This is a genomic window from Ensifer adhaerens (assembly GCF_000697965.2).
Lineage (GTDB): Bacteria > Pseudomonadota > Alphaproteobacteria > Rhizobiales > Rhizobiaceae > Ensifer > Ensifer adhaerens.
On sequence record NZ_CP015880.1, the window covers coordinates 937252 to 961342 of the forward strand.

Genomic DNA, 24091 nt, shown 5'->3' on the forward strand with positions numbered 1-24091 from the left:
GCAAGCGTCAAGCGGCGCTCTGGCCGTAGCCCCTGCCGCGGCCGAGGGCCGCCGAATAGCACAGGATGCCGGCGCCATCGCGTGCGCCGGCGAGGGCCTGCTCCGCCTGGGTCAGCAGATCGGCGCTCGTCGATGCCGGTTGCGCAAGGGTGATGCCGGCCGCAAGCGAAAGCGTCTCGGCCGTGTGCGCCCGTCCGGGGAGGGTGACCGTCAGTTCCTTCACCGACTGCCGCAGACGCCGGGCAATGGCCTCGGCATTTTCGGTGCTGACATCCCGGCACACGAAGGCAAACTCCTGCTGGCCCACGCGGGCGACGAAATCGTCCTTCTTGATCGACTTGCGAAACAGCGTCGAGAGCTTGGAAAGCGCCTTCGCGGCGACCGTGCCGCCGTGGTGCTCCGCCATTTCACGCAGCCCTTCCACCGAGGCAAGAAGCAGGGCAACCGGCTGGTCTGCCCGTTCCGCTTCGAGGATCGAGTCGAGTTTTGCCGTCAGCGCCAGGCGGTTCGGCAGGCCCGTGGCCGGGTCGCGGGTCAGGGATCGCCGGCTTTCGGCAAGCTCGCCTTCGAGTTCGGCGAGACGTGTCATGCTGGTTTCCAGCGCCTGCTGGAGAGCGCCTTCTTCATTCGTCAAACGGCCAGCCGCTTCCCGCAGTCGCGCGGCGTCGTCGGCGAATTCGGACATGCCTGCAACGGGGTCCGTGGCCAGGCGGCCGGCGAAATGGTCCAGTTCATCCTTGAAGCTCTGTTTCTGCAGCAAGGCGAGCCTGAGCTTTCCGGCAATCTCGGCAAGCGCTTCCTGGCCCGCGGCTCTCGCGCGGTCCGCGGCAAGTGCTGCATGGGAGATGAGGTGATGCCTGAGACCCAGGGCATCCAGCGCATCCTGCTGCGGGTTGTGCCCGAGTGCGGCGAGTTCGCGGGAAAGCTCCGGCAGGCGACCGGATAGCGCCTCGTAGACAAGCTCGTAATTGCGGGGCAGGGCCGCGATCCCGTGCGCCGACATCGCATGCGCCACCTTCAGAATGATCGCCGCCTGCCTTGCCTGCGATCGGCTGGCATCCGCTGGAACTTGCCTGTTCATTCTGTCGTGGCCCCCGGTCGCTTCTCGATCTCTGGCTTGATAAGCCGCCACTATGAGAAGGCTGCATTTAAGGGAGTCTGAAGATTTCGGGCTCTGGGCGATTCCCGCCCGGTATGGTTGCTAAATTCCATCGGTCCTCCGTCCACTGCAACCGCATGTCGCGGGGAATGGACGGTCGTCAACTGTCGCCATCTTTATACTTGACGCCTTTAGTCACCAATTATATTCGGCGCTGCTAAATCGGGCATCGAGCCCGGGCAAACAGCGACGGTCAAGCATGTCCCTCTCGTTCATTGCGGATCTGGCGAAATGGGGCGACCGGCCGGCGCTGGTCTTTTCCGGGCAACGGATCGTCACCTATCGCGAACTCCATGAGCGGGTCACCCGCCAGGCACTTGCCTTTCGCGGTCCGCGCGGGCTGGTAACGATCGAGGCCGAGCTTTGCGAGCATGCGATTGTCGCCTATCTGGCAGCGCTCGCCGCCGGGCATGCCGTCGCCATGCAAGCCCCGAAGAACGGCGCTGCCGGCTCCTGGGTCGATGCCTTCGAGCCAGACTTCGGCTTCCGTCGCATCGATGGCCGCTGGCGCACGGAGCATCTGCGACAAGGCGATCGGACGCCCCATGACGAACTGGCCGTCATGCTCTCGACATCGGGCAGCACCGGTTGCGGCAAGGCCGTGCGTCTCTCGCGGGAAAACATTTCCGCCAACGCTGTGGCGATCGCGGACTATCTCGGCCTGACGGCGGAAGATCGCGGCTGCCTGATCCTGCCGCTCCATTATTCCTACGGCCTGTCGGTGCTGAATTCTCACCTGGCCGTCGGCGCCAGCCTCTATATTCCCGGCGGCTCCATCCTCGATGCCGGTTTTCTCGATGGTCTCGCGGAAAGCGGAAGCACGAACCTCTCGGGCGTGCCCTACTCCTACGAGCTGCTGGAAAAAGTGGGCTTCCGCGACCGTCGCTTCGCCAAGCTGCGTTTCATGACTGTCGCCGGTGGCCGCTTGAGCGCTGATGTTATCCGACTCTACAACGACCATCTCGGCACCCAGGGTGTGGCTTTCTTCGCCATGTACGGCCAGACCGAGGCCACCGCCCGCATCGCCTATGTGCCGCCGGCTCAGCTTTCCGGCAACGAGGACAGGATCGGCGTCGCCATTCCAGGTGGACGCCTTCTGATCGTGAGCGAGAGCGGCGTGCCGATCGAAAGCGACGGCGTGGCTGGCGAACTCGTCTATCGCGGCCCGAACGTCATGATGGGCTATGCCATTTCACGGCATGACCTCTGCCGCGGCGCCGACCTTGCCGAATTGCGGACCGGCGACCTCGCCATGCGCCATGCCGACGGCCTGTTCCAGATCGTCGGCCGCATGAAGCGGATCTCCAAGATCGCCGGGTTCAGGATCGCGCACGATGTGCTGGAAGCGGGGCTCGAGGCGCGCGGCATCACCGCTGCCGTCGTCGGCGACGATGCCGGCCTTCACGCCTTTTACGCCGGCAGCCGCGATGCCGAAGAGATCAGGCGGCTCTTGGCGCAGGCAAGCGGGCTGACATTGGCCCACCTGAAGGCGACGCCCCTTGCCGAGATGCCGCGGCTTGCCAGCGGCAAGATCGATTACAACGGGCTGAACATGGCGGCCCGCCAGGCGGCGGCCAGTGGCGGTGATGATAACGGCGGTATCGAAGGGCTCTTTGCCCAGGTCTTCTATCCGAAGCGGGTGAAGCGGTCCGACAGCTTTGTCTCGCTCGGTGGCGATTCCTTGCGCTTCGTTCAGCTGTCGATCGGGCTGGAAAAGGCGCTGGGGCAAGTTCCGGATACCTGGGAGACCTTGCCGATCGCCGAGCTATCGCTCCAGGAACGGCGCGAGACTGCCACGCGACGGATCGGCACGGACCTCTTGATCCGTGCGCTTGCCATTCTTCTGGTCGTCCTGCACCACGAGGTCCTGTGGCCGATCCCCGGCGGGTCGGCGGCAATGGTCGTTCTCGCCGGCTTCAGCCTTGCGCGCTTTCAGATGGGAGCGCTGCTTGCAGGCGACGGCTGGGCGATCCTGCGGCCGCTCGCGCAGGTGCTGATCCCCTATTATCTGATCGTTGCGGCCTATGCGGTCGCCTGGGGTGAGGTGCCCTGGGCCTCGGTCTTTCTCGTCGGCAACTTCGGCGTGGCCCTGCCGGAAACGCACGGCATGGTGCCCTATCTCTACTGGTTCATCGAGGCCTATTGCCAGATGATGGTGGTCTTCGTCGGGCTCTTTGCCGTCCCGCAGTTTCGCCGTTTCGTGTCGGCAAAACCCTTCGCCGCCGGGATGGCCTTGCTTCTGGCCGCGCTTGTTACCCGTCTGGCGCTGCCACTCGTCTGGCCGATCGGCAATCGCCAGATCTTTACGCTGCCATGGATCTTCTATCTCGCCGTCATTGGCTGGTGCGCCGCCGTTGCGGAAACGGCCAGGCAGCGGCTGCTGTTGATGCTGGCCGGCACGGGGGCCCTCCTGTTCTTCGGCCTCTACGAAGGAGTCTGGATCGGCACGAAGATCAAATATCTGCTGCAGATCGCCGTCCTGGCAGCGCTGCTTTACCTTCCACGCGTCAGTCTGCCGCGCTGGTCGGCTCAGCTCATCCTGCCCCTGTCGGCGGCGGGTTTCCACATCTACATCCTGCACCGCTTCGTGCCGGAATTGCTGATGGTGCCGATGCAGCCGGCCTTGCCGCCGGCGGCTTTTTCGCTGCTGTCGATCGTCGGCGGCGTGGCGCTCGGCCTCGTCGCATGGCTCGGCCAGCGTCAGCTCTTGAAGAAGCTTACCGCATGGCGCGGGCGTGAGATCCGGCCACTGCGGCTGTTCGGCTTCGAGGCGTTACGCTCGCCGTTACGCCCACTGTGATCCTTGGGTCCTCAGAAACTGGGCCAGGTCCAGTATCAGGGACGGGCGCCCGTCGCGTGCGCCTGACCGCGATGGTGGGTCTGGTGGTTGAAGAAGTGGCCGAGCGTCGGCGCCAGCCTCTGCGCGACGGCCGCCGGATTGGTGAGCGTTCTGTAGCTAAGCAAAGCGCCAAGGCGCTCGTCGCTGAGGTTGTCGATCCAGGCGATGATGCGTTCGTCCTCGGCCGCCCGCGCGGCGGTAAGCCCGGCGAGGTCCTCGTGCAGGGTCGTGTCGAGTGAAGCAGGGGTATTGCCCTCGCCTGTGAAGCGCTTCATCCAGATGCGGTCGGCAACGAGGATATGATTGAGGGTTGAAAGCAGTGAGCCGAAAAAGGCGCCGCGGTTTTCCCGCAATTCGGCATCGGTCAGCTCCGCAGCAGCAGCATAGACGAGGCGGTTCGCCCAGCGGTTATAATCGGCGAACATGCGAAAATGATCGAGCATCGGCTACCTTCCTGATGGCTGCGGTTGCGGATGGCGACGCTAACCCGGAACCGCATTCCTGTGTCTGATATCATTCATGAAATTTACTGATTTGATGACGCGGCGGATATGTCGTTCAAGAGGACGCCAATCGTCCCGGAGAGTTTGCATGACTAGAAAGCTCTATTCGCTGTGTGGATCCGACAGGGCGCGTCCCTTCTCGCCGCATGTGTGGAAGACCGCGATGTCGCTGGCCCACAAGGGGCTCGACTTTGACACCGTGCCGATCGGTTTCACCGAAATCCGAGCGATCGAGGACGGGGCGACGAACCTGGTGCCGTTGCTGCGGGATGGAGAAAAGCTCGTGAAGGACAGCTTCGAGATCGCCCTTTATCTCGAACGGACCTATCCGGACCGTCCGGCGCTCTTTGCCGGCGAGGGGGCGATGGCGATCTCCCGCTTCGTCGAGGGTTGGTCGCAGGCGACGCTGCACCCGGCCGTCACCCGCATCATTATCCGGGACATTCACGACCGGCTGGACCCCGTCGATCAGGCCTATTTCCGCGAGAGCCGGGAAAAGCGCTTCGGCACGTCGCTCGAGGCCGTGGCCGAAAGTGGCGGATCCTCTCTCGCAACCTTCTCGGAAAAGCTCGAGCCTTTGCGCCATCTGCTGAAGATTCAGGATTTTCTGGGTGGTGCAACGCCGCTTTTCGCCGACTACATCGTCTTCGGCGCGTTTCAATGGGCGCGCATCGTCTCGCCGCAGCGCCTGCTTCAGCCGGGTGATCCCGTCACCGCCTGGTTTGAGCGCTGCCTCGATCTGCATGGCGGGCTCGGGCGCAGTGTGACGGCTGCGTGAAACCCGCCTGGCCTAAGCCGAATCATCGGTGAACCCCCTTGTTTTGCGCGGAATTGGCGGCTAATGAACCGCCACTTCTCAAGAAACAAGGGATTTGAGCCAATGGCTATTGAACGTACCTTCTCGATGATCAAGCCGGACGCGACCAAGCGCAACCTGACCGGCGCCATCACCAAGATGCTCGAAGATGCCGGCCTGCGCGTCGTCGCTTCCAAGCGCGTCTGGATGAGCCGTCGCGAAGCCGAAGGCTTCTACGCCGTTCACAAGGAGCGTCCGTTCTTCGGCGAACTGGTCGAGTTCATGTCCTCCGGCCCGACCATCGTTCAGGTTCTCGAAGGCGAAAACGCAATCGCCAAGAACCGCGAAGTCATGGGCGCCACCAACCCGGCAAACGCTGACGAAGGCACGATCCGCAAGGTTCACGCTCTCTCGATCGGCGAAAACTCGGTTCACGGTTCGGATGCTCCGGAAACCGCTGCTGAAGAAATCGCCTACTGGTTCTCGGGCACCGAGATCGTTGGCTGATTCAAAATCTTCGGTTCGAGCCATAGCGGCTTGAATTGACTCAGGATTTGAGCCGGAGCGGAAACGCTCCGGTTTTTTGTTGCCCGGTCTCTCAGACGGGGCACTTCGCGGTCTCGAAATGGGCTGGTGCCTTGCCGCCGCTGAAGACCGCCGGGTTCTTGTCGTAGGCCGGGCCCTCGACCAGCGGTTTGGCCGGCATGATGTCCTGATCGACATCGGAGACGACGGTGGTCTCAAGCTTCTGCAGTGACTGGCCTTCGGGGCCTTTGACCTCGATCGACACCGTATAGGGGCGATCCTTCTTCACGCAGGTGACATCGGGGCTTTCCAGCACCACCTTCTCCAACTTCGGAAAGAGCTTGCGCTCCAGTGTCAGCGCGTCGCCGCCGGCCGGATTTTCGAAGCGCGCCACCACGATGCTGCCGTCGGGCACCGCCTCGGCCTTGGTCAGCGTGACCATGTAGGTCGCATAGGCGAGGCGGTAGTTGAAGACGAACATCTTGCCCGTCAGCTTCAGCGGATCCGGGCCGCTCTCGCGCTGACATGCCGCAGCGGCAAGTGCGATGGCAAGTGTGGCCAAGATCCCGAATGTCCTTGTCATGGGCCTGCTTCTTCCCTGTTGCGGTGATAGTGGCGCTTGGCTTTGGTGCGGTTGCCGCAGACGGCCATGTCGCACCAGGTGCGGCTGCGGTTGCGGCTGCGGTCGAGAAACAGCCAGCCGCAATTCGGGCAGATCTTCAGCCGATCGGGCTCGGGGTTGGCGGCAAGCGTGAGCGCCGATTGCGCCGTTGCGGTGTCGAGCGAAAGCAGGCCGCCCTGGTGCGTCGAGCCGCGCAAGACGCCGGCGATGGCTTCCAGCAGATCCGCCAACAGTTCCGGCCGGCCTGTGTCCGAGATCTCTGCGCGAAAATGCCGGTCGGTCGCTTCGCGCAACTGCAAGAGCCGGTCACGGTTCTCCGCGGCGACAGGCGCAAGCGCGCCGAAGCGTACACTCTCCGCGCTGTAGCGGTTGGCGGCTTCTGCAAAGGAATGGAGTGCGACGACATCGGCGAAGCGGTCGATCCGGCGTTCGGGATCGAAACGCAGGACGATGGAATTGGCGACATCCAGTGCCAGGGCGCCGCCGGCAAATCGATGGGCTGTCCAGGTGAAGGTCATGCAAAAATCCTAACTGGTAAAATGGATTTTACCAGTTATATTGATCTTGTCACGCTCCGGATGCGCCATGCTCTATTTTCTGCAGCAGCTCGCCAATGCCGTTCCCGTCGCAGCGCTCTACGCGGCGCTGGCCTTTGGCTACGCGATCGCCTTTGCCGTGACCCGCCGGGCCGATCTCACCTATGGTGCGCTCTTTGCCTTCTCGGGCCAGATCTTTGTGCTGTTTGCTGCTTTCGGCTGGGACCGGCTGTGGCTGGTGCTTCCGGCCGCCCTTGGTCTCGGTACGGCGGCTGCCCTGACTTTCAGTGTTGGTGCCGGGCTCGTCGCCGGGCGGTATGTCATGCGGCCGTTGGCCTTCTCGTCGGCCAACACCGTCGTCGTCGCCTCGCTCGGCTGCCTGCTGGTGCTGATGGAGACGGCACGGCTTGCCTCGGAGACCCGCAGCCTGTGGCTGCCGCCGTTCCTCAATGCCAACATCGTCTTCTGGGATGATCCGCGTTTCCCGGTCACGTTGACCGTCATCCAACTCGGCGATACCGCGCTGATGGCGGCGTTGGTGGCGGCCGGGCACTGGTTCCTGACCCATTCGCGGGCAGGGCGGTTCTGGCGGGCCGTCTCCGAAGACCGGGGGGCTGCAGCGCTTTGCGGGGTTGACGCGGCCACTGTCTACATCGCCGCCTATGGCGCGGCGTCCCTGATTGCTGCCCTTTGCGGCATCCTCGCCGCGTCCTACTACGGCAACATGGATTTCGGCACGGGGCTTACTTTCGGCGTCAAGGTACTGTTCATCGCCGCCATCGGCGGCCAGGCCTCGCCGCTCTATGCAGCCCTCGGCGCTGCCGCGGTCGGCCTGCTCGAAACGCTATGGAGCGCCTATGGGCCGATCCTCTGGCGCGACTTTGCGATCTTCGGATTTCTGGTGATCGTGCTGGCGGTGACGCGCAAGGAGAAGGTCATTCCCTGACCTCAAGGAACGGCGGCTACTTCGACCAGCGGTCCCGTGCGGTGTCGTCGGCATCCTTGGCGCTGACCCAGCCGCCGGTCGTGCCGTCGCCCAAATGTTCCTTCTTCCAGAAGGGAGCCGATGTCTTCAGGAAATCCATGATGAAGTTGGCGCCGTCGAAGGCGGCCTGCCGGTGCCGCGAGGCGGCAACGACAAGCACGATGTTCTCGCCGGGAAGGATCTTGCCGTAGCGGTGGATGGCGGTGGCCGCCTGGAGCGAGAAGCGCTCGACCGCCTCCTGGCATATGCGTTCGATCTCCGCCTCGGCCATGCCGGGGTAGTGTTCCAGTTCGAGGGCGGCAAGCGTGCCTGCCTCGTCGCGGCAAAGCCCGGAAAAGGTGGTGATGGCGCCGATGTCGGCACGCCCGGCCGAAAGCTTGGCGACCTCGCTATTGAGGTCGAAATCCTCGCGCTGGACGCGCACGGTCACCGGCGCGCGCATGGCCTCAGCCACCCGTCATCGGCGGAAACAGGGCGATCTCCCGGGCGCCGGCGATCGGCTCCTTGTGGTCGACATGTTCCTGGTTGATGGCCGCGCGGATGACGTTTTCATGTTCGAGCGCCGCCTCGTATTCCTCGCCGAGCGTCTTCAGGTGCTGAAGCAGATCGGCAATGGTGACGACACCGGCGGGAAGGTCGAGGGTTTCCTCGCCCTTGCCGATACGCTCGCGCACCCATGAGAAATAGACCAGGTTGACGGTGCTCATTCGTTGACCACGTGCTTGAGGCCGGCGCGGAAGTAATCGTAGCCCGAATAGAGCGTGATCGCGGCGGCAATCCACAGGAGCACGATACCGGCTTCCGTCGTATAGGGCAAAATCTTGTCGCCGGCCGGGCCGGCAAGCAGGAAGGCGATGGCGACCATCTGGATCGTCGTCTTCCACTTGGCGATGCGGGTAACGGGAACGCTGACCTTCAGCGCCGCCAGATATTCGCGCAGGCCCGAGACCAGGATTTCACGGCACAGAATGATGATCGCAGCCCAGATCGACCAGCCGGCGATCGTGCCGTCGGCGGCGACGAGCAGCAGGATGGAGGCGACCAGCAGCTTGTCGGCGATCGGATCGAGCATCTTGCCGATGTTCGATGTCTGCTTCCAGATGCGCGCTAGATAGCCGTCGAAGAAATCGGTGATCGAGGCAACGGCAAAAAGCGCCACTGCCGTCCAGCGCGCGAAGTCCGAACTGTGCAGCCGTCCTTCGACGAAGAAGCAAAGGACGATCAGCGGCACGATCAGGATGCGGAAGTAGGTGAGCAGGTTCGGGATGCTGTAGGCGACGGGCGTGGGCATGGATTCGTGTTCTCTGGTTCGTCAGGTACAGAAATGACTTTGCTGGCCGGAGGTCAACAGGTCATCGTCGTCAACTGTCATATTTGCCCTATCGCATGTGAACGCCGGGTGAATTGTGACATCAGGTTTTCATTTCCCGGCATCGTCGTGGAAATGTTCGTAGACCAGCCGCGCCACCGTTTCGGAAATCCCGGCGACGGCCATCAGGTCGTTGATGCCGGCGCGCGAGACGGCTTTGGCGGTGCCGAAATGCGTGAGCAGCGCGCGCTTGCGCGTCGGCCCGATGCCGGCGATCTCGTCGAGCGGGTTCTTGACCATCTCCTTTTTGCGGCGAGCCCGATGCGAGCCGATCGCGAAACGGTGCGCCTCGTCGCGCAGCCGCTGGATGAAATAGAGCACCGGATCGCGCGGCGGCAGCGTGAAGCTGTCGCGACCGAGCGCGAAGAAGCGTTCGCGGCCGGCGTCGCGATCGACGCCCTTGGCGACGCCGATCGCCGTCACGCAGTCCTCGACATCGAGCTCCTTGAGGATGGCGCGCACCGCGGTCATCTGTCCCTGACCGCCGTCGATGAGAATGACGTCGGGCCAGGCGGGGAAAGCGGCATCGTCACCGACCTCCGCGCTCCGGTCCGGTTTGCCCTCTTCCTTCAGCAGCCGCGAGAACCGCCGCGTCATCACTTCGCGCATCATACCGAAGTCGTCGCCCGGGGTGATGTCGGTCGATTTGATGTTGAACTTGCGGTACTGGCCTTTGACGAAGCCTTCCGGCCCCGCCACCACCATGCCGCCGACGGCATTGGTGCCCATGATGTGCGAGTTGTCGTAGATCTCGATGCGGCGCGGCGTGCGCTCCAGCTTGAAGGTTTCCGAGAAGCCTTCGAGCAGGCGCGACTGCGAGGCCGTTTCTGCCAACTTGCGGCCGTGCGCCTCGCGCGCATTGGCGAGCGCGTGATCGACGAGATCCTTCTTTTCGCCGCGCTGCGGCACCTGGATCGCGACCTTGTATCCGGATTTTTCGCTCAGCGCCTGGCCGAGCAGTTCCTGCTCTTCCACCGCTTCGCAAAGCAGGATCTGCCGCGGACAGGGCTTGTCGTCGTAGAACTGTGCGAGGAATTGCGAGAGCACCTCGGCCGTCGGCAGCGACGGGTCGGCCTTCGGGAAATAGGCGCGGTTGCCCCAGTTCTGCCCGGTGCGGAAGAAGAACACCTGGATGCAGGAGATGCCACCCTCGTGGTGGATCGCAAAGACGTCGGCTTCCTCGACACCAGAGGGGTTGATGCCCTGGTGGCTCTGGACGTGGCTGAGTGCGGCGAGGCGGTCGCGGTAAAGCGCTGCCCTTTCGAAGTCGAGGTTCTCGGCTGCCTCGCCCATGGCGGCGGCGATCGTCGCCTTCACCGCTTGGCTCTTGCCCGAGAGGAAGTCCTTAGCCTCCTGAACGAGTTCCGCATAGCCTTGATCGCTGATTTCGCCGGTGCAGGGCGCCGAACAGCGCTTGATCTGGTAGAGCAGGCAGGGGCGCGTGCGCGTCTCGAAGACGCTGTCGGTGCAGGTCCGAAGCAAAAAGGCGCGCTGCAACGAATTGATCGTGCGGCCGACCGCGCCGGCGGACGCGAAGGGACCGAAGAAGTCGCCCTTGCGGCTGCGTGCGCCGCGATGCTTGTAGAGTGCCGGTGCACGGCTGTCGCCGGTCACCAGGATATAGGGAAACGACTTGTCGTCGCGCAAAAGCACGTTGAAGCGGGGCCTCAGGCGCTTGATCAGGTTGGCTTCGAGCAGCAGCGCCTCGATCTCGGTGCGCGTCGTCACGAACTCCATGTTCGCGGTCTCGCGCACCATGCGGGCGATGCGGTTGGAATGGCCGCGCCCCTGGGCATAGTTGCTGACGCGCTTCTTCAGGCTGCGCGCCTTGCCGACATAGAGAACGTCGCCGGCCTCGTTGAACATGCGATAGACGCCGGGGCCATTCGGCAGCAGCTTGACGAAGGCCTGGATCAACTCTGCGCCCTTCAGTCCCTCGGTCTCCGAGTGATTCTCGTGCCACTCGACGACGGCCGCAATGCCGCTCCCGTCAGACACTTCGATCAGGTCGTCGTCGTCTTCCGCTTCGCTGCCATCATAAAGGATGCCGCCGTCGGCCGGCACGCGTCCATTCATTCCACTATCTCCCTGATGTCGGGCGTTTCCCAGGCGAGGTGCTGGCCCCCGTCCAGCGCAATCATCTGTCCGGTAATCGACGGCGTGTCGAACAGGAAGCGGATCGTCCGTCCGAATTCGTCGAGCGTCGGCCCGCGCTTCAAGATCAGCGCATCGACCTGCGCCTCAAAATCCTTCGGGTCCTGCCGTTCGTTCGGCAGCGTCGGTCCGGGGCCGATGCCGTTGACGCGGATGCGCGGGGCGAGTGCCTGCGCCATCGTCCGGGTGGCCGTCCAAAGCGCCGACTTGGACAACATATAGGAATAAAAGCGCGGATTGGGAGCCCAGACGCGCTGGTCGATCACATTGATGATGAGCCCGCTGGCCTTGGCCGGCAGTTGCGCGGCGAAATCGCGCGCCAACAGGGAAGGGGCTTTCACATGCAGCGCGAAATGCTGGTCCCAGACCTCTTCGTCGAAGGCATCGAGGCTATCCTTCTTGAACAGCGACGCATTGTTGACGAGCAGATCGATCGGCCCGAGCGCTGCTGTCGCGCGCTCGATCAGTGTCGATGTCGCGCCCGTATCCGTAAGGTCGGCTCGAATCGCGACGGCATTCGTTCCCGTCTTCTTCAGGGTTTCGGCCAGGGCCCGCGCTTCGTCAAACGAGGCATCGGCATGAATGGCGACCGCAAAGCCGTGGGCGGCCAGGTCCTCCACTATAGCTTTACCGATCCTCTTGGCGCCCCCGGTTACGAGAGCCGCCTTCAGTGCTTTCTTCAACGTTTCATCCCGCTTTTTCGAATCTTCGCGTCAGCGGACGAAGATATAGGGAAGAAACGCGGGGCTGAAACACTCCCTGACGATTCCTTGCCCAAAAATTAATGGAATTGGCGTAAATTGTATTATTTTGCGTACTTATAGTATAGCTTTCGTTAATCTTGATTTATGGTTAACAAATATCCTGTGGCGCCAAAGCAACATCAAACTTCGGGCGCGTTTGTGCCACCAAAATTTCACATTTTGGCTCTTGTGAATCCGCATTTGCTGGCCAATTTCAGCTCAACCGGGCGGGTTAAATTAAGAGTTGCCTGATGTTTCACTGTGGGACCCCAAGCCCTCGGCGCATCGGGACGAAAAGGAGAATGTTTATGCGTACGCTCACCACCACCCTCATGGCTTCGGCTATGTCCCTCATCGCCTTCCAGGCCGCCCAGGCTGCAGACGCGATCGACGAAGTTCCGGCAGCTCCGCAGGCCGAATACAGCGAGCCGGCAGTCAAGAACTGGTCCGGCGCCTATGTCGGTGGCACCGCCGATTGGAAGCATGGCCAGCACGATGCGACCGGCAGCAACACCGCAGCCGGCTTCGGCGGCGGCCTCTATGGTGGCTACAACGTTCAGGACGGCCAGATGGTATACGGCGGCGAAGCCGATATCGGTTACTCCGGCCAGGATTCGACTAAGGGCAACCTGCGCATGAAGCAGGGCGTCAACGGCTCGCTCCGCGGCCGCGTCGGTGTCGATCTGAACCCGGTCCTCGTCTACGGTACCGCAGGTCTTGCCGTCGGCCAGACCAAGGGCACCGTCGGCGGCGCTTCCGACAAGAACACCATGGTCGGCTGGACCGCAGGCGTCGGTGCTGAAACCTTCGTCACCGACAACATCACCGCACGCGTCGAGTACCGTTACACGGACTACGGTTCGAAGGACTTCCGCATGGGCAGCACCAAGGTCTCGTCCGGCTACGACGAGCACGCTGTTAAAGTCGGTATGGGCGTGAAGTTCTGATCGGCTTCTGCCGGATCAAAGAAAAGGCCGGGGAGACCCGGCCTTTTTTGTGTCTGCACGTTAGGCCTTGAACTTGGGGTAATCCGGGAAGTGTTTTTCGAACTTCGCCGGCCAGTTCTTCAGCTTGGCGCGCCCCTTCTGCCATTCGCCGGCAAACCGCAGCTCGATGTAGCGCAGCATCGCCGCGAGTGCGAAATGGCCTGCATTGAGCTTGGCCCCGGTCTTCGGCAGGTTGGCATTCAGATGGTCGAGGCTGCGCTCGACCTTTTCCCATTGCCGGTCGATCCAGGGCTGGTGCACCTTTTCCGGCGGATGGGAGCGTTTCTCGTAGACGATCGACAGCAGGCTGTCACAGACGCCGTCGCATAGCGCTTCCAGCAACTCGACGTCGGTGCGCTTTTCGGCGTTCCTGGGATAGAGCTTGCCCTTGGTCTCCCGGTCGATGAAATGCATGATGGTACGGCTGTCGTAGAGCGCCCGTCCGTCGTCGAGAATCAGCGTCGGGATCTTGCCGAGCGGATTGTTGTCGATCAGCTCCGGCGGGTTGGCATTGGTGTCGGTCAAGACACTTTCGGCCGCATAGCCCGCATAATGCGCCGCCATGCGCACCTTGTTCGAATAGGGCGAGGCGGGCGAGTACAAGATCTTCATCGGGCGTCTTTCCTTCCAGGGATTGCGAGATGGGTTTCTGACAGGTGCCTTCTGCGGCTGGTCAAAGCGCCGGGGGCAGCGACACGCTTTCCTTTCGGCAGGCCTGGCGATCGACCGCCGGGCAGGCGCGGAAATTGAGCGACTTGTCGAAGCAGATCCGGATTTCCTCGAGCCGACTACCCTCGCAGGTCACGGCGACCGCGTCCTTCGTCATGCCGGGATTCTTGGCAACGAGCGCATCTTCGATGGCGGCGACGCGCAGGCCCTTTTCTTGCGGGGGAGGTGCGAGCTCCAATGGCAGCGTCAGCCGGTCCCAGGCCGCGCGCGTGACGGCGAAGTATTCCTCCTGACTGAGGCCGGAGCAGGTCCCGTGCTTGCGCCATTGGTGGCCGATCAGGCCCATCGATGGAATGAGGTCGAGATATTGCTTGCCGAGCGACGACGGCACGCGATCGGACTGTCGTGTCGGGCAGAAGTCCGGATAACCCCGTTCGTTCTGCGGCCACAGGCCATGCACGATCAGGCCGCGATTGCCGCCGACTTCGCACTGGCTGGATTTTCCCTTGGGGTCATTGTCGCCGCACCAGGTCGGCGACCAGGAAAGCGAGAGCACATAGAAATCGAAGCCGCTGCCGACCGGCACCGTAACGGCCGCCTTCGTGGCTTGCGTTCCCGTCGCCGTCGGCGCCTTTTCAGTGTTCTGATCGCTGCAGCCAACGAGGGCTGCTGCAACGAAAAGCGCCGGCAGAAGCCGGCGCGTTTTCCGGAATGATCTCATGATTAACGGAGCGAGGCGCAATAGGCGCCGTAGACATACCAGGGATCGAGGCCGCCGACGCAGAACTCGATGCTTCTGCCGACGCCGGCAAAGCCCCACGGGCGTTCGATGAGGTAATAGAGCGCACGCTGTTCGCCGTTGGTCATCACAGCGGTCCCGTAGCAATATTCACGCTCGACGAGATGCGTCTCGTCGCGGAACTCCTGCCGATTCTGCCCCATGTCGCGGATCTCGGCGATCGAGAGATTGGCGTGCAGGTAGTTTGCATCCCGATACTCGAAACGGGATGTGATGAAGCCGAGAACCGAGGATTCACTGCAGACCCCGGCGTTGTAGGATTGCGCCTGGCTGCTGCCGATGTAGTCGGCGGCAATGGCGCCCGGCGCCGTAGCGCCGGCGAGGGAAAGCGAAATGAGAAGCGTGGCGGCGAGCGTGCGAGTCATGGGCGTCTCCCTATGTCGTCGCATGAGATTGCGGTGCGTCGCGCCCGTCCGTCAAGCCCCTCGGGTTGTCTGTTCTTCCCCGCGCAGCCAGAAGCAGCGACTGGACGCGAAACGATCCTGCCCCAACCGGCTTTTCAGGAACGGCAGCAGCAGGTCGAGCTCGCTCTTCAGCGTGAAGGGCGGGTTTACGATGATGAGGCCGGAACCGGAAAGCCCTGTGGTTTCCCGGTCGCTTCTGACGGACAGTTCGGCGCAGAGCATCTTCGGGATGTCCAGCGCCTTCAGCGCCTCATGAAACGCTTTGATCGGCGCGCCCTGCTTCAGGGGATACCACAGGCAATAGACGCCGCCGGTAAAGCGGCGGTAGCCGCGCGCAAGGCCATCCACCAGCCGTTCGTATTCGCCCTCCTTTTCGAAGGGTGGGTCGACGAGAATCAATCCGCGCTTTTCCTTCGGCGGCAGGTGCGCGCCCAGCGCCAGCCAGCCGTCGAGCTCGGTGACGCGGCTCTGGAAATCGGCGTCGAACAGCCGGTGCAGCGTTTCGTAGTCGTCCGGATGCAGCTCCATCGCCGAAAGCCGGTCCTGGGGTCGGAAGAGCATGCGCGCGAGCTTCGGCGAGCCAGGGTAGAGCGTCAGCTCGGAGCCGGGGTTCAGCGCGCGGATGGAGGACAGGTACGGGGCGAGGATCACCGCGATCTCCGGCGGCAGTTCGCCCTCGAGCAGCCGGCCGACGCCGTCGCGCCATTCGCCGGTCTTCTGCGCTTCCTCGCTGGAGAGGTCGTAGAGCCCGATGCCCGCATGGGTATCGAGAACACGGAACGCCTTCTCCTTCTGCTGGAGGTAGGTGACGAGCCGTGCCAGCACTGCGTGCTTCAGGACGTCGGCAAAATTGCCTGCGTGATAGATGTGCCGATAGTTCATGAGCGCCGCCGATGGCTGTGATCAATAGTTGCGATGGGTGGGCGATTGGCTCTTTGAGCCGAAATGCCGATGCCATATAGAAAAGCCATGAACGTTGCGACCCCCATCAAAGCAGAAAAAACCATCGGCCACTCGGTCTGTCCGCACGACTGTCCCTCGGCCTGCGCCCTGGAAGTCGACCTGACCGCCGAAGGGCGGATCGGCCGTGTGCGCGGTGCAGCCGCCAATACCTACACCGCCGGCGTGATCTGCGCCAAGGTGGCGCGGTATTCCGAGCGCATCTATCATCCCGACCGTCTGATGGTGCCGAAGCGCCGCAAGGGCGCCAAGGGCGAGGGCGGCTGGCAGGAGGTGAGCTGGGAGGCCGCGCTCGACGAGATCGCCGATCTGTTCATTCGCGCCGAGCAGAAATATGGCGCCGAGACCGTGTGGCCATACTTCTACGCGGGCACCATGGGCCAGGTGCAGCGCGACTCGATCGACCGGCTGCGTCACGCCAAGCGCTATTCCGGCTTCTTCGGCTCGATCTGCACGAACATGGCCTGGACCGGCTTGAGCATGGCGACCGGCGCCTTGCGCGGCCCCGACCCGCGCGAAATGGCCAAGGCCGATTGCGTGGTGATCTGGGGCACGAATGCGGTTGCGACCCAGGTCAACGTGATGACCCATGCGGTGAAAGCCCGCAAGGATCGCGGCGCGAAGATCGTCGTCATCGACATCTACGACAACCCGACGGTCAAGCAAGCGGACATGGGCCTGGTGCTGAAGCCGGGCACCGACGCAGCACTTGCCTGCGCCGTGATGCACATCGCGTTTCGCGACGGCTACGCCGACCGGGCCTACATGGCGAAGTTCTCCGACGATCCGGCCGGCCTTGAAGCGCATCTGAAGTCGCGCGGGCCGGAGTGGGCGTCGGCGATCACCGGCCTTTCGGCCGAGGAAATCGAGGCCTTTGCAAAATTGGTCGGCACGACGCCGCGGACCTATTTCCGGCTCGGCTACGGTTTCACGCGCCAGCGCAACGGTGCCGTCGCCATCCACGCGGCGGCATCCGTGGCGACCGTGCTCGGTTCCTGGAAACACGAAGGCGGCGGTGCCTTCCACTCCAACAACGATATCTTCAAGCTCGACAAGCGCGAGTTGATCGGCTCGGCCTTTCACGATCCGGATGTGCGCATGCTCGACCAGTCGCAGATCGGCCGGGTGCTGACCGGCGACGCCGAGGCGCTGCGCCACCGCGGGCCGGTGACGGCGATGCTGATCCAGAACACCAATCCCGTGAACGTCGCGCCGGAGCAGCGGCTGGTGAAGCGCGGCTTCCTGCGCGACGACCTCTTTGTTGCCGTGCACGAGCAGTTCATGACCGATACGGCTGCTGTTGCCGATATCGTGCTTCCGGCCACCATGTTCCTGGAGCATGACGATCTCTATCGCGGCGGCGGCCATCAGCACATCCTGATAGGCCCTAAGGTGGTAGAACCACCCTCGACCGTGCGCACCAATCTGTTCGTCATCGAGGAACTGGCCAAGCGCCTTGGCGTTGCCGATCATGCCGGCTTCGGCCTGACCGAGCGTGAGCACATTGATCGGCTGCTCGCCAACTACGGAATCGGCTACGAAGAGATGAAACGGGAGAAGTGGCTCGACTGTCAGCCCGCCTTCGAGGAGGCGCACTATCTCAACGGCTTTGGCCACCCGGACGGCAAGTTCCGCTTCAAGGCGGATTGGACGGGGACGCCGGCGCCGAACCGGCCGCCGAAGTCGATGGGCATTCAGGGGCCGCACCAGGCGCTGCCGGAGTTTCCTGATCATGTCGACCTCATCGAGGTTGCCGACGCCGAGCACCCGTTCCGGCTGGCGACCTCTCCGGCTCGATCCTTCCTGAATTCGACCTTTGCTGAGACACCGTCCTCGACCCAGAAGGAAGTGCGCCCGGAAGTGATGGTTCATGCGGAAGATGCCGCAGAACTCGGCATTGCCGATGGCGATGTCGTCCAACTCGGCAACGTCCGCGGCGAGGTGCGTCTGCATGCGAAGATCGGTGGCGGCGCCCGTCGCGGCGTCGTCATCGCCGAGGGCCTGTGGCCGAATGGCGCGCATCTCGACGGGGAGGGCATCAATGTGCTCACCGGCGCCGATGCGGTGGCGCCGTATGGTGGTGCCGCCTTTCACGACAACAGGGTCTGGGTAAGGTTGGCGCGCTAAGTCAGGTTGTAGAACGGCAGACGGAACCTCCCATGAGCGGCGACCACCACCATGCAGATGTCACGAGCACGCCGGTTTCAAGGCTCTGGGCCTCGCTTGGCCTGACCGGCGGCTTCATGCTGGCCGAAGTCGTCGGCGGCATCCTGACCGGCAGCCTGGCGCTGATATCCGACGCCATGCACATGCTGACCGACACAGCGGCCCTTGCGATCGCGCTCGTCGCGATCCATGTCGGCCGTCGCCCGTCAGACCTCTTGCGCACCTATGGCTACGCCCGCTTCGAGATCCTGGCTGCCGCCTTCAACGCGCTGCTCCTGCTCGGTGTCGCCTTCTACATCCTCTATGAGGCCTGGAAGCGGCTGTCCGAGCCGCAGGAGATCCAGTCCGGCAGCATGCTGGTGATTGCCGTCGTCGGCCTTCTCGTCAATCTCGCCTCGATGCGGCTGCTCACCAGCCACAAGGACGAAAGCCTCAACGTCAAGGGCGCCTATCTCGAAGTCTGGTCGGACATGCTGGGCTCGCTCGCCGTCATCGTCGGCGCGGTGGTCATCTGGCTGACCGGCTGGCAGTGGGTGGATTCGCTGCTCGCTGTCGGCATCGGCTTCATGGTCTTTCCGCGCACCTGGGTGCTGCTGAAGGAGTGCGTCAACATCCTGCTCGAAGGCGTGCCGCCGGGCATGCGCCTCGCCGATGTCCACGCGACGATTGCCGCCGTTCCCGGTGTTGCCTCCGTGCATGACCTGCACCTCTGGGCGATCACCCAGAGCCAGCCGTCGCTGACCGCCCATGCGGTACTTGCCGACGGTGCCGATGCCGAGACCGTGCGCCGCGCAATCGAGGAGCAGTTGCGCGCGACGTTCGACCTGCACCACACGACGCTGCAGATGGAGCGGGAAGATCGCGCGGCAGCGGAACATATCCACTGATGGCTGAAAGGGCGGGATTGCACTCGCCGGAGAAGGAAGTTGCATGAGCACCCAGCATGACCCACGCGTCAGGATCGTCGGCCGCCGCACGCTGTGGAAGGGCTTTGCGCACCTGGAAGAGGTGACGTTCGAACAGCAGATGTCCGATGGCGCGACCGTGACGCTGAAGCGGGAGATCCACGACCATGGCAATGCGGCGACCATCCTGCTCGTCGATGCCAGGCGCCAGAGCGTCATCCTGGTGCGGCAGCTTCGCGTTCCCGTTCTGCTCCAGGGCGACCCGGCTTATCTGATCGAGGCGGCCGCCGGGCTCCTCGACGGCGACACTCCGGAAGAGGCGATCTGCCGCGAGGCGCTGGAGGAGACCGGCTACCACGTCCAGGACGTTATCCACCTCTTCGATGTCTATATGAGCCCGGGGGCGCTGACCGAGCGCACGAGCTTCTTTGTCGGCCACATCGACGCCACCGAAAAACGCGGCGACGGCGGCGGGCTTGCGCATGAGGGCGAGGACATCGAAGTGCTGGAAATCCCCTTCGACGAAGCCGTCGCAATGATCGCGACCGGAGAGATCTGCGATGCCAAGACGATCATGCTGCTGCAGTGGGCCCAACTCAACCGGCAGCAACTGTTTGCCTAAGGGATTGTTTTATAAGAGTATAATTTATTACCGATATTTCACTTTTTGATCCGTATCGGGTAAGCTAAAGCGCTGATGTCCTCATTATCGACATGGGCGCTTCATGACATCCTCCCTACCGGAACGTGCAACCGACGACGAGCAGCAGGCGGAGGGAGGCTGGTTCTCCTTCCTGCGTCGCAATCGCCGTTATCTATCGGCTGCCGGTACGCTCTTCGTAATCGCACTTTTCGGCTTTGCGATCTTTCACCTGACGTCCGAAGTCCAGTACGACGAGGTCGTCCAGGCATTGGCGGATACCAGTTGGATCTCCGTCGCGGCGGCGGTGTTCTTCACCGCATTGAGTTTCCTCGCGCTCACCTTCTATGACGTCAGCGCTCTTGATTACGTCAAGCGAAAGCTGCCCTATGCCGACGTGGCGCTGACGGCGGCCTCGGCCTACGCGGTCGGCAATACTGCGGGGTTCGGGGCGCTCAGTGGCGGCGCCATCCGCTACCGCTCCTATTCGCGCCTCGGCATCGAGCCTGAGAACATCGCCCGCATCATCGCCTTCGTGACGCTCGCCTTCGGGCTCGGGCTGCTGGCGGTGACTTGCCTCAGCCTGCTTGCCGTCGGCGAGTATGTGGCGCCGATGACCGGGATGGATCCTCTGGTATTGCGCGTAATCGCGGCCGTGATCCTCGGCGGTCTGTTCACAGTGTTCTTTCTTGCCCGTGACGGGCGCGAGGTCAGCATCGGGCGTCTGACGCTTCGGCTCCCGGATTCGCGCACCGTTTCGCGCCAGTTCCTGGTGACGGCGCTCGATCTCGCCGCCTCGGCGACCGTTCTCTATGTTCTTCTACCCGCCGGCACGATCGGCTGGCCGGCCTTCCTTGCGGTCTATTCGCTGGCCGTCGGCGTTGGCGTCTTGAGCCATGTGCCGGCCGGTCTTGGCGTCTTCGAGACGATCATCATCGCGACGCTCGGCCACAATGCCGATGTCGACACCATTCTTGGCGCGCTGGTGCTCTACCGCGTGATCTATCACGTTCTGCCGCTCGTGATCGCGATCGCCGTCGTCATCGGCATCGAACTCCGCCAGCTGTCCGGTCATCCGGTTGCCTCCAGCGTGCGGCGCATCGGCGGCCGCATGACGCCGCTGCTTTTGGCAACGCTCGGCATCGTGCTGGCGATCATGCTGGTTCTTTCCAGCGTGACCCCGACGCCCGACGAGAACCTGGCATTCCTCGAAGGACTGCTGCCCTTGCCGATCGTTGAGGGCGCACACTTCCTCGCCAGCCTGCTCGGCCTTGCCCTCGTGGTCGTCTCGCGCGGACTGGCGCTGAGGCTTGACGGCGCCTGGTGGGCCTCGATCGTGATCGGGATCGCCGCGCTGCTGCTGTCGCTGATCAAGGCGATCGCCGTGGTGGAAGCGGGCATGCTGGCCTTCTTCCTGGTGGGGCTCATCGTCAGCCGCCGCCTGTTCGTGCGGCCGGCCTCGCTGTTCGGGCAGGCGCTGACGGTGCCGTGGCTGACGGCGCTCGGGGTCATCTGCCTGGGCGCGCTGGTCGTGCTGCTCTTCGTCTATCGCGATGTCGAATACAGCCATGAGCTCTGGTGGCAGTTCGAATTCTCCGCCGAAGCCCCCCGCGGCCTGCGCGCGCTTCTCGGCGTAACGATCGGCGCGAGCATGCTTGCGATCTGGAGCCTGATGCGCCCGGCAACCGGAGCCGCCGAGCCTGCCTCCGACGACGCGATGGAGCGGGCGCTCTCGATCGTCGAGGCGCAGGACATGTCCGATGCCAATCTGGTGCGCATGGGCGACAAGAGCCTGTTGTTTTCCGCCGACGGCCGAGCCTTCATCATGTATGGCCAGCGTGCTCGTTCCTGGATCGCGCTTTTCGATCCCGTCGGCCCGATCGATGCCTGGCCGGAGCTGATCTGGCACTTCATCGAAAAGGCGCGCGCGGCCGGCTGCCGGGCGGTTTTCTACCAGGTCTCGCCCCTGGGGCTTGCATACTATGCCGATGCCGGGCTGCGCGCCTTCCGGCTCGGCGAACTCGCGCGCGTCGACCTCGCCCGCTTCGAGCTGAAGGGGGGCAAATGGGCGAACCTGCGCCAGCAGGTGAGCCGCGCCCAGCGCGACGGGCTCGAGTTCCGTGTCGTAGCGCCCGAAAACGTTCCGGACGTCATGCCTGACCTGACCGCGGTCTCCGATGCCTGGCTCGCGCATCACAATGCCAAGGAGAAAGGCTTCTCGCTCGGTGCCTTCGATCCCGAGTATCTTCGCGAGCAGCCGGTGGCGATCCTCACCTGTGGTGGGCGTACGGTCGCATTTGCCAATATTCTGGTGACGGCGACCAAGGAGGAGGGGACCGTTGACCTCATGCGCTTTTCGCCGGATGCGCCGAAGGGCGCGATGGATTTTCTCTTCGCCCAGGTGATGGAGTATCTGAAGGCCGAGGGGTACCGTACCTTCAACCTTGGCATGGCGCCCCTGTCGGGCATGTCCACGCGCCAGATCGCGCCGGTCTGGGACCGGGCCGGGCGCACCTTCTTCGAACACGGCGAACGTTTCTACAACTTCAAGGGCTTGCGCGCCTTCAAGTCGAAGTTTCATCCGCAGTGGCAACCGCGCTATCTTGTCGCCAGTGGCGGCATCAATCCGATCCTCGCCCTGATGGATGCGACATTCCTGATCGGCGGCGGTCTCAAGGGAGTGGTGAAGAAATGATCCCTGTCGCGAACGCCTGGAAATGCCTGACTTCGGCGGCGCTGCTGCTCTCCGCATCGATGTTCCCCGCTCTCGCGGAAGACGCGCCGAAGAGCTACGATACCGGGATGATCCCGTCGCCGCGCATCATGCTGCCGAAGGAAAAGGCGGCCGCACTTGTTGTGCTGCTGTCGGACGCCGCCGGCTGGACGGACAAGGAGCAGGCGATCGCCGACACGCTCACCGATGACAAGACAGTCGTTGTCGGCATCGACCTCAAGGCCTATCTCGCTTCGCTCGCCAAGGATGATGGCGACTGCATCTACATGGTCTCCGACATCGAATCGCTGAGCCAGCAGGTGCAGCGTGCCGTCGGCACCGACGCTTACCAATTGCCCGTCGTCGCAGGCGTCGGTGCCGGTGGTGCGCTGGCACTCGCCATCGCTGCCCAGACACCGCCTGCCACCATCGGCCAAACACTTGCGATTGATCCGGAAGAGGGGATCGCGCTTGAAAAGCAACTCTGCACCCCGGCCGAAAAGGTGAAGAAGGGCGACCGCATGGTCTATGGCCTGACCGACGGGGCATTGCCGGATCCGGTTTCCGTCGTCTTTTCACCCGCGGCATCGGCCGACGGGCGCTCCCATGTGGCGGCATTGATCGCCAAGCATCCGGACGTCGAGCAAGAGGACAGTGACGACGACGCCTATACGACGCTGTCCGATCACCTCACCGATATCATCGACAGCGAGCGCGACGCCGGCAATCCGTTCGGCTTGCCCCTGACCATCCTTGACGCAAAGCCGACCCGTGACACGATGGCGGTGATCTATTCAGGCGACGGTGGCTGGCGCGACATCGACAAGGAAGTCGGCGACGTGCTGCAGCAGCAGGGCGTACCGGTCGTCGGCTTCGATTCCCTGCACTACTTCTGGTCCGAGCGCGATCCGCAGGTGACGGCGGACGACCTTGCCAAGGTGATGAGCTACTACCGCAAGCACTGGAACGTGCGAAATGTGCTCCTCATCGGCTATTCCTTCGGTGCAGACGTCCTGCCGCGAACCTTCAACCTGCTGCCGGCCGGCGAAAAGGCCCATGTTCGCCAGGTGACCTTGATGGCCCTCTCGCACATGGTCGATTACAAGGTCTCTGTGCTGGGTTGGCTAGGGGCTTCTGGCGACGGCAAGGGTGGTGATCCGCTCGACGATATCAAGCGCATCGACCCGGCGTTGGTGCAATGCATCTACGGCACCGACGAAGAGGATGATGCCTGCCCGCAACTGAAGGGCACCGGCGTCGACGTCATCGGCATCGACGGCGGCCACCACTTCGACGAGGATTATCCGGCGCTGACACGGCGCGTGCTCGACGCCCTCGATCGCCGGCTGGCTTCGGCGAAGTGAACGGTCGGTGTGTGGGGGCGTGAGGCTTACCCCCCTCTGCCCCGCCGGGGATCTCCCCCCACAAAGGGGAGATCGGCTAGACGCGCCCACCCGCTACAACTGAACGAGATTGCCCGCCGGCTCGATGTTGACGATGGGGGTATCCTTCTGCGCCAGATAGAGTTGCCACCGGCGAACGGGCAATGACCGCCGAGCGGTCGCCATCTGCTGATCTCCCCCCTTGCGGGGGAGATGCCGGGCAGGGCAGAGGGGGT

General features: G+C 63.3%; 22 protein-coding genes and 1 pseudogene. 10 read left to right on the plus strand and 13 right to left on the minus strand.

Annotated elements, in window-relative coordinates:
* Nucleotides 1–7: 7 nt before the first annotated feature.
* Nucleotides 8–1081 (minus strand): GGDEF domain-containing protein, encoded by a 1074-nt coding sequence (locus FA04_RS04445; protein WP_034803886.1) that lies wholly within the window; start codon nucleotides 1079–1081, stop codon nucleotides 8–10.
* Nucleotides 1082–1358: 277 nt separating this feature from the next.
* Here FA04_RS04445 and FA04_RS04450 point away from each other — a divergent pair, with 277 nt between their 5' ends.
* Complete coding sequence (locus tag FA04_RS04450) at nucleotides 1359–3959, plus strand: AMP-binding protein (protein WP_034803882.1); 2601 nt, start codon at nucleotides 1359–1361, stop codon at nucleotides 3957–3959.
* Here FA04_RS04450 and FA04_RS04455 read toward each other — a convergent pair.
* Nucleotides 3945–4441: pseudogene (locus FA04_RS04455) on the minus strand (DinB family protein). The gene FA04_RS04450 and the pseudogene FA04_RS04455 sit on opposite strands and share 15 nt — an antisense overlap.
* Nucleotides 4442–4589: 148 nt before the next feature.
* Here FA04_RS04455 and FA04_RS04460 point away from each other — a divergent pair.
* Nucleotides 4590–5279, plus strand: coding sequence for a glutathione S-transferase family protein (locus FA04_RS04460; RefSeq protein WP_034803880.1), 690 nt, complete (start codon nucleotides 4590–4592; stop codon nucleotides 5277–5279).
* Nucleotides 5280–5381: 102 nt separating this feature from the next.
* Nucleotides 5382–5804 carry a nucleoside-diphosphate kinase gene (ndk, locus tag FA04_RS04465; RefSeq protein WP_034803877.1) on the plus strand — a complete coding sequence of 141 codons (423 nt, stop codon included), beginning with the start codon at nucleotides 5382–5384 and terminating at the stop codon, nucleotides 5802–5804.
* Between the two features lie 91 nt (nucleotides 5805–5895).
* Here the strand turns inward: ndk and FA04_RS04470 are convergent, their stop codons facing one another.
* Nucleotides 5896–6405: a hypothetical protein gene (locus tag FA04_RS04470; protein ID WP_034803874.1), complete on the minus strand. Its 510-nt coding sequence runs from the start codon at nucleotides 6403–6405 to the stop codon at nucleotides 5896–5898.
* Nucleotides 6402–6962, minus strand: coding sequence for a CGNR zinc finger domain-containing protein (locus FA04_RS04475; protein WP_034803871.1), 561 nt, complete (start codon nucleotides 6960–6962; stop codon nucleotides 6402–6404). The genes FA04_RS04470 and FA04_RS04475 overlap by 4 nt, the downstream gene beginning before the upstream one ends.
* A 67-nt stretch (nucleotides 6963–7029) precedes the next feature.
* On the opposite strand from FA04_RS04475, the gene FA04_RS04480 reads away from it, so the two are divergent.
* Nucleotides 7030–7926, plus strand: a complete 897-nt coding sequence (locus tag FA04_RS04480) for a branched-chain amino acid ABC transporter permease (protein WP_034803868.1) — start codon at nucleotides 7030–7032, stop codon at nucleotides 7924–7926.
* A 16-nt stretch (nucleotides 7927–7942) separates the two neighbouring features.
* Here FA04_RS04480 and FA04_RS04485 read toward each other — a convergent pair whose 3' ends face one another.
* From FA04_RS04485 to FA04_RS04505, 5 genes are all read right to left on the minus strand, one after another.
* Entirely contained in the window at nucleotides 7943–8407 is a 465-nt protein-coding gene (locus FA04_RS04485; protein ID WP_034804281.1) for a molybdenum cofactor biosynthesis protein MoaE, read from the minus strand.
* 4 nt (nucleotides 8408–8411) lie between these two features.
* Nucleotides 8412–8672 carry a molybdopterin converting factor subunit 1 gene (moaD, locus tag FA04_RS04490; RefSeq protein WP_034803865.1) on the minus strand — a complete coding sequence of 87 codons (261 nt, stop codon included), beginning with the start codon at nucleotides 8670–8672 and terminating at the stop codon, nucleotides 8412–8414.
* Complete coding sequence (pgsA, locus tag FA04_RS04495; protein WP_034803862.1) at nucleotides 8669–9256, minus strand: CDP-diacylglycerol--glycerol-3-phosphate 3-phosphatidyltransferase; 588 nt, start codon at nucleotides 9254–9256, stop codon at nucleotides 8669–8671. Before pgsA ends, moaD begins: the two co-directional genes overlap by 4 nt.
* Nucleotides 9257–9385: 129 nt before the next feature.
* The gene (uvrC, locus tag FA04_RS04500) at nucleotides 9386–11410 is read right to left on the minus strand and encodes an excinuclease ABC subunit UvrC (RefSeq protein WP_034803860.1); all 2025 of its coding nucleotides are present in this window, start codon (nucleotides 11408–11410) and stop codon (nucleotides 9386–9388) included.
* Complete coding sequence (locus FA04_RS04505; protein WP_034803857.1) at nucleotides 11407–12171, minus strand: SDR family oxidoreductase; 765 nt, start codon at nucleotides 12169–12171, stop codon at nucleotides 11407–11409. Before FA04_RS04505 ends, uvrC begins: the two co-directional genes overlap by 4 nt.
* Before the next feature lie 368 nt (nucleotides 12172–12539).
* On the opposite strand from FA04_RS04505, the gene FA04_RS04510 reads away from it, so the two are divergent.
* Nucleotides 12540–13178, plus strand: coding sequence for an outer membrane protein (locus FA04_RS04510; RefSeq protein ID WP_034803854.1), 639 nt, complete (start codon nucleotides 12540–12542; stop codon nucleotides 13176–13178).
* 60 nt (nucleotides 13179–13238) lie between these two features.
* Here the strand turns inward: FA04_RS04510 and FA04_RS04515 are convergent, their stop codons facing one another.
* From FA04_RS04515 to FA04_RS04530, 4 genes are all read right to left on the minus strand, one after another.
* Entirely contained in the window at nucleotides 13239–13829 is a 591-nt protein-coding gene (locus tag FA04_RS04515) for a glutathione S-transferase (protein WP_034803852.1), read from the minus strand.
* Nucleotides 13830–13890: 61 nt separating this feature from the next.
* Nucleotides 13891–14607: a ribonuclease T2 family protein gene (locus tag FA04_RS04520; RefSeq protein WP_082572950.1), complete on the minus strand. Its 717-nt coding sequence runs from the start codon at nucleotides 14605–14607 to the stop codon at nucleotides 13891–13893.
* 2 nt (nucleotides 14608–14609) lie between these two features.
* Complete coding sequence (locus tag FA04_RS04525; RefSeq protein WP_034803848.1) at nucleotides 14610–15050, minus strand: hypothetical protein; 441 nt, start codon at nucleotides 15048–15050, stop codon at nucleotides 14610–14612.
* Between the two features lie 51 nt (nucleotides 15051–15101).
* Nucleotides 15102–15971, minus strand: a complete 870-nt coding sequence (locus tag FA04_RS04530; RefSeq protein WP_034803845.1) for a 23S rRNA (adenine(2030)-N(6))-methyltransferase RlmJ — start codon at nucleotides 15969–15971, stop codon at nucleotides 15102–15104.
* Nucleotides 15972–16040: 69 nt separating this feature from the next.
* Between FA04_RS04530 and FA04_RS04535 the strand changes: the two genes are divergently transcribed.
* The 5 genes from FA04_RS04535 (at nucleotide 16041) to FA04_RS04555 (ending at nucleotide 23837) form a co-directional block, all read left to right on the plus strand.
* Nucleotides 16041–18176 (plus strand): molybdopterin-containing oxidoreductase family protein, encoded by a 2136-nt coding sequence (locus tag FA04_RS04535; RefSeq protein WP_034803842.1) that lies wholly within the window; start codon nucleotides 16041–16043, stop codon nucleotides 18174–18176.
* A gap of 32 nt (nucleotides 18177–18208) precedes the next feature.
* On the plus strand, nucleotides 18209–19102 hold the full coding sequence (locus FA04_RS04540; protein WP_034803839.1) for a cation diffusion facilitator family transporter: 894 nt from the start codon (nucleotides 18209–18211) through the stop codon (nucleotides 19100–19102).
* A 43-nt stretch (nucleotides 19103–19145) separates the two neighbouring features.
* On the plus strand, nucleotides 19146–19742 hold the full coding sequence (locus FA04_RS04545) for an NUDIX domain-containing protein (RefSeq protein WP_034803837.1): 597 nt from the start codon (nucleotides 19146–19148) through the stop codon (nucleotides 19740–19742).
* A 103-nt stretch (nucleotides 19743–19845) separates the two neighbouring features.
* Complete coding sequence (mprF, locus tag FA04_RS04550) at nucleotides 19846–22455, plus strand: bifunctional lysylphosphatidylglycerol flippase/synthetase MprF (protein ID WP_034803834.1); 2610 nt, start codon at nucleotides 19846–19848, stop codon at nucleotides 22453–22455.
* Between the two features lie 59 nt (nucleotides 22456–22514).
* Entirely contained in the window at nucleotides 22515–23837 is a 1323-nt protein-coding gene (locus tag FA04_RS04555; RefSeq protein ID WP_234798751.1) for a virulence factor family protein, read from the plus strand.
* Nucleotides 23838–24091 lie beyond the last annotated feature (254 nt).

What these genes read in the sequence shown, in the direction of transcription:
- FA04_RS04540 (WP_034803839.1), top strand. Translation starts at nt 18,209, where the DNA reads ATGAGCGGCGACCACCACCATGCAGATGTCACGAGCACGCCGGTTTCA.
- FA04_RS04535 (WP_034803842.1), top strand. Translation starts at nt 16,041, where the DNA reads ATGCCATATAGAAAAGCCATGAACGTTGCGACCCCCATCAAAGCAGAA.
- ndk (WP_034803877.1), top strand. Translation starts at nt 5,382, where the DNA reads ATGGCTATTGAACGTACCTTCTCGATGATCAAGCCGGACGCGACCAAG.
- mprF (WP_034803834.1), top strand. Translation starts at nt 19,846, where the DNA reads ATGACATCCTCCCTACCGGAACGTGCAACCGACGACGAGCAGCAGGCG.
- FA04_RS04450 (WP_034803882.1), top strand. Translation starts at nt 1,359, where the DNA reads ATGTCCCTCTCGTTCATTGCGGATCTGGCGAAATGGGGCGACCGGCCG.
- FA04_RS04555 (WP_234798751.1), top strand. Translation starts at nt 22,515, where the DNA reads ATGTTCCCCGCTCTCGCGGAAGACGCGCCGAAGAGCTACGATACCGGG.
- FA04_RS04470 (WP_034803874.1), bottom strand. Translation starts at nt 6,405, where the DNA reads ATGACAAGGACATTCGGGATCTTGGCCACACTTGCCATCGCACTTGCC.
- FA04_RS04475 (WP_034803871.1), bottom strand. Translation starts at nt 6,962, where the DNA reads ATGACCTTCACCTGGACAGCCCATCGATTTGCCGGCGGCGCCCTGGCA.
- FA04_RS04445 (WP_034803886.1), bottom strand. Translation starts at nt 1,081, where the DNA reads ATGAACAGGCAAGTTCCAGCGGATGCCAGCCGATCGCAGGCAAGGCAG.
- FA04_RS04545 (WP_034803837.1), top strand. Translation starts at nt 19,146, where the DNA reads ATGAGCACCCAGCATGACCCACGCGTCAGGATCGTCGGCCGCCGCACG.
- FA04_RS04460 (WP_034803880.1), top strand. Translation starts at nt 4,590, where the DNA reads ATGACTAGAAAGCTCTATTCGCTGTGTGGATCCGACAGGGCGCGTCCC.
- FA04_RS04525 (WP_034803848.1), bottom strand. Translation starts at nt 15,050, where the DNA reads ATGACTCGCACGCTCGCCGCCACGCTTCTCATTTCGCTTTCCCTCGCC.
- FA04_RS04530 (WP_034803845.1), bottom strand. Translation starts at nt 15,971, where the DNA reads ATGAACTATCGGCACATCTATCACGCAGGCAATTTTGCCGACGTCCTG.
- FA04_RS04510 (WP_034803854.1), top strand. Translation starts at nt 12,540, where the DNA reads ATGCGTACGCTCACCACCACCCTCATGGCTTCGGCTATGTCCCTCATC.
- uvrC (WP_034803860.1), bottom strand. Translation starts at nt 11,410, where the DNA reads ATGAATGGACGCGTGCCGGCCGACGGCGGCATCCTTTATGATGGCAGC.
- pgsA (WP_034803862.1), bottom strand. Translation starts at nt 9,256, where the DNA reads ATGCCCACGCCCGTCGCCTACAGCATCCCGAACCTGCTCACCTACTTC.
- FA04_RS04480 (WP_034803868.1), top strand. Translation starts at nt 7,030, where the DNA reads ATGCTCTATTTTCTGCAGCAGCTCGCCAATGCCGTTCCCGTCGCAGCG.
- FA04_RS04515 (WP_034803852.1), bottom strand. Translation starts at nt 13,829, where the DNA reads ATGAAGATCTTGTACTCGCCCGCCTCGCCCTATTCGAACAAGGTGCGC.
- FA04_RS04520 (WP_082572950.1), bottom strand. Translation starts at nt 14,607, where the DNA reads ATGAGATCATTCCGGAAAACGCGCCGGCTTCTGCCGGCGCTTTTCGTT.
- moaD (WP_034803865.1), bottom strand. Translation starts at nt 8,672, where the DNA reads ATGAGCACCGTCAACCTGGTCTATTTCTCATGGGTGCGCGAGCGTATC.
- FA04_RS04485 (WP_034804281.1), bottom strand. Translation starts at nt 8,407, where the DNA reads ATGCGCGCGCCGGTGACCGTGCGCGTCCAGCGCGAGGATTTCGACCTC.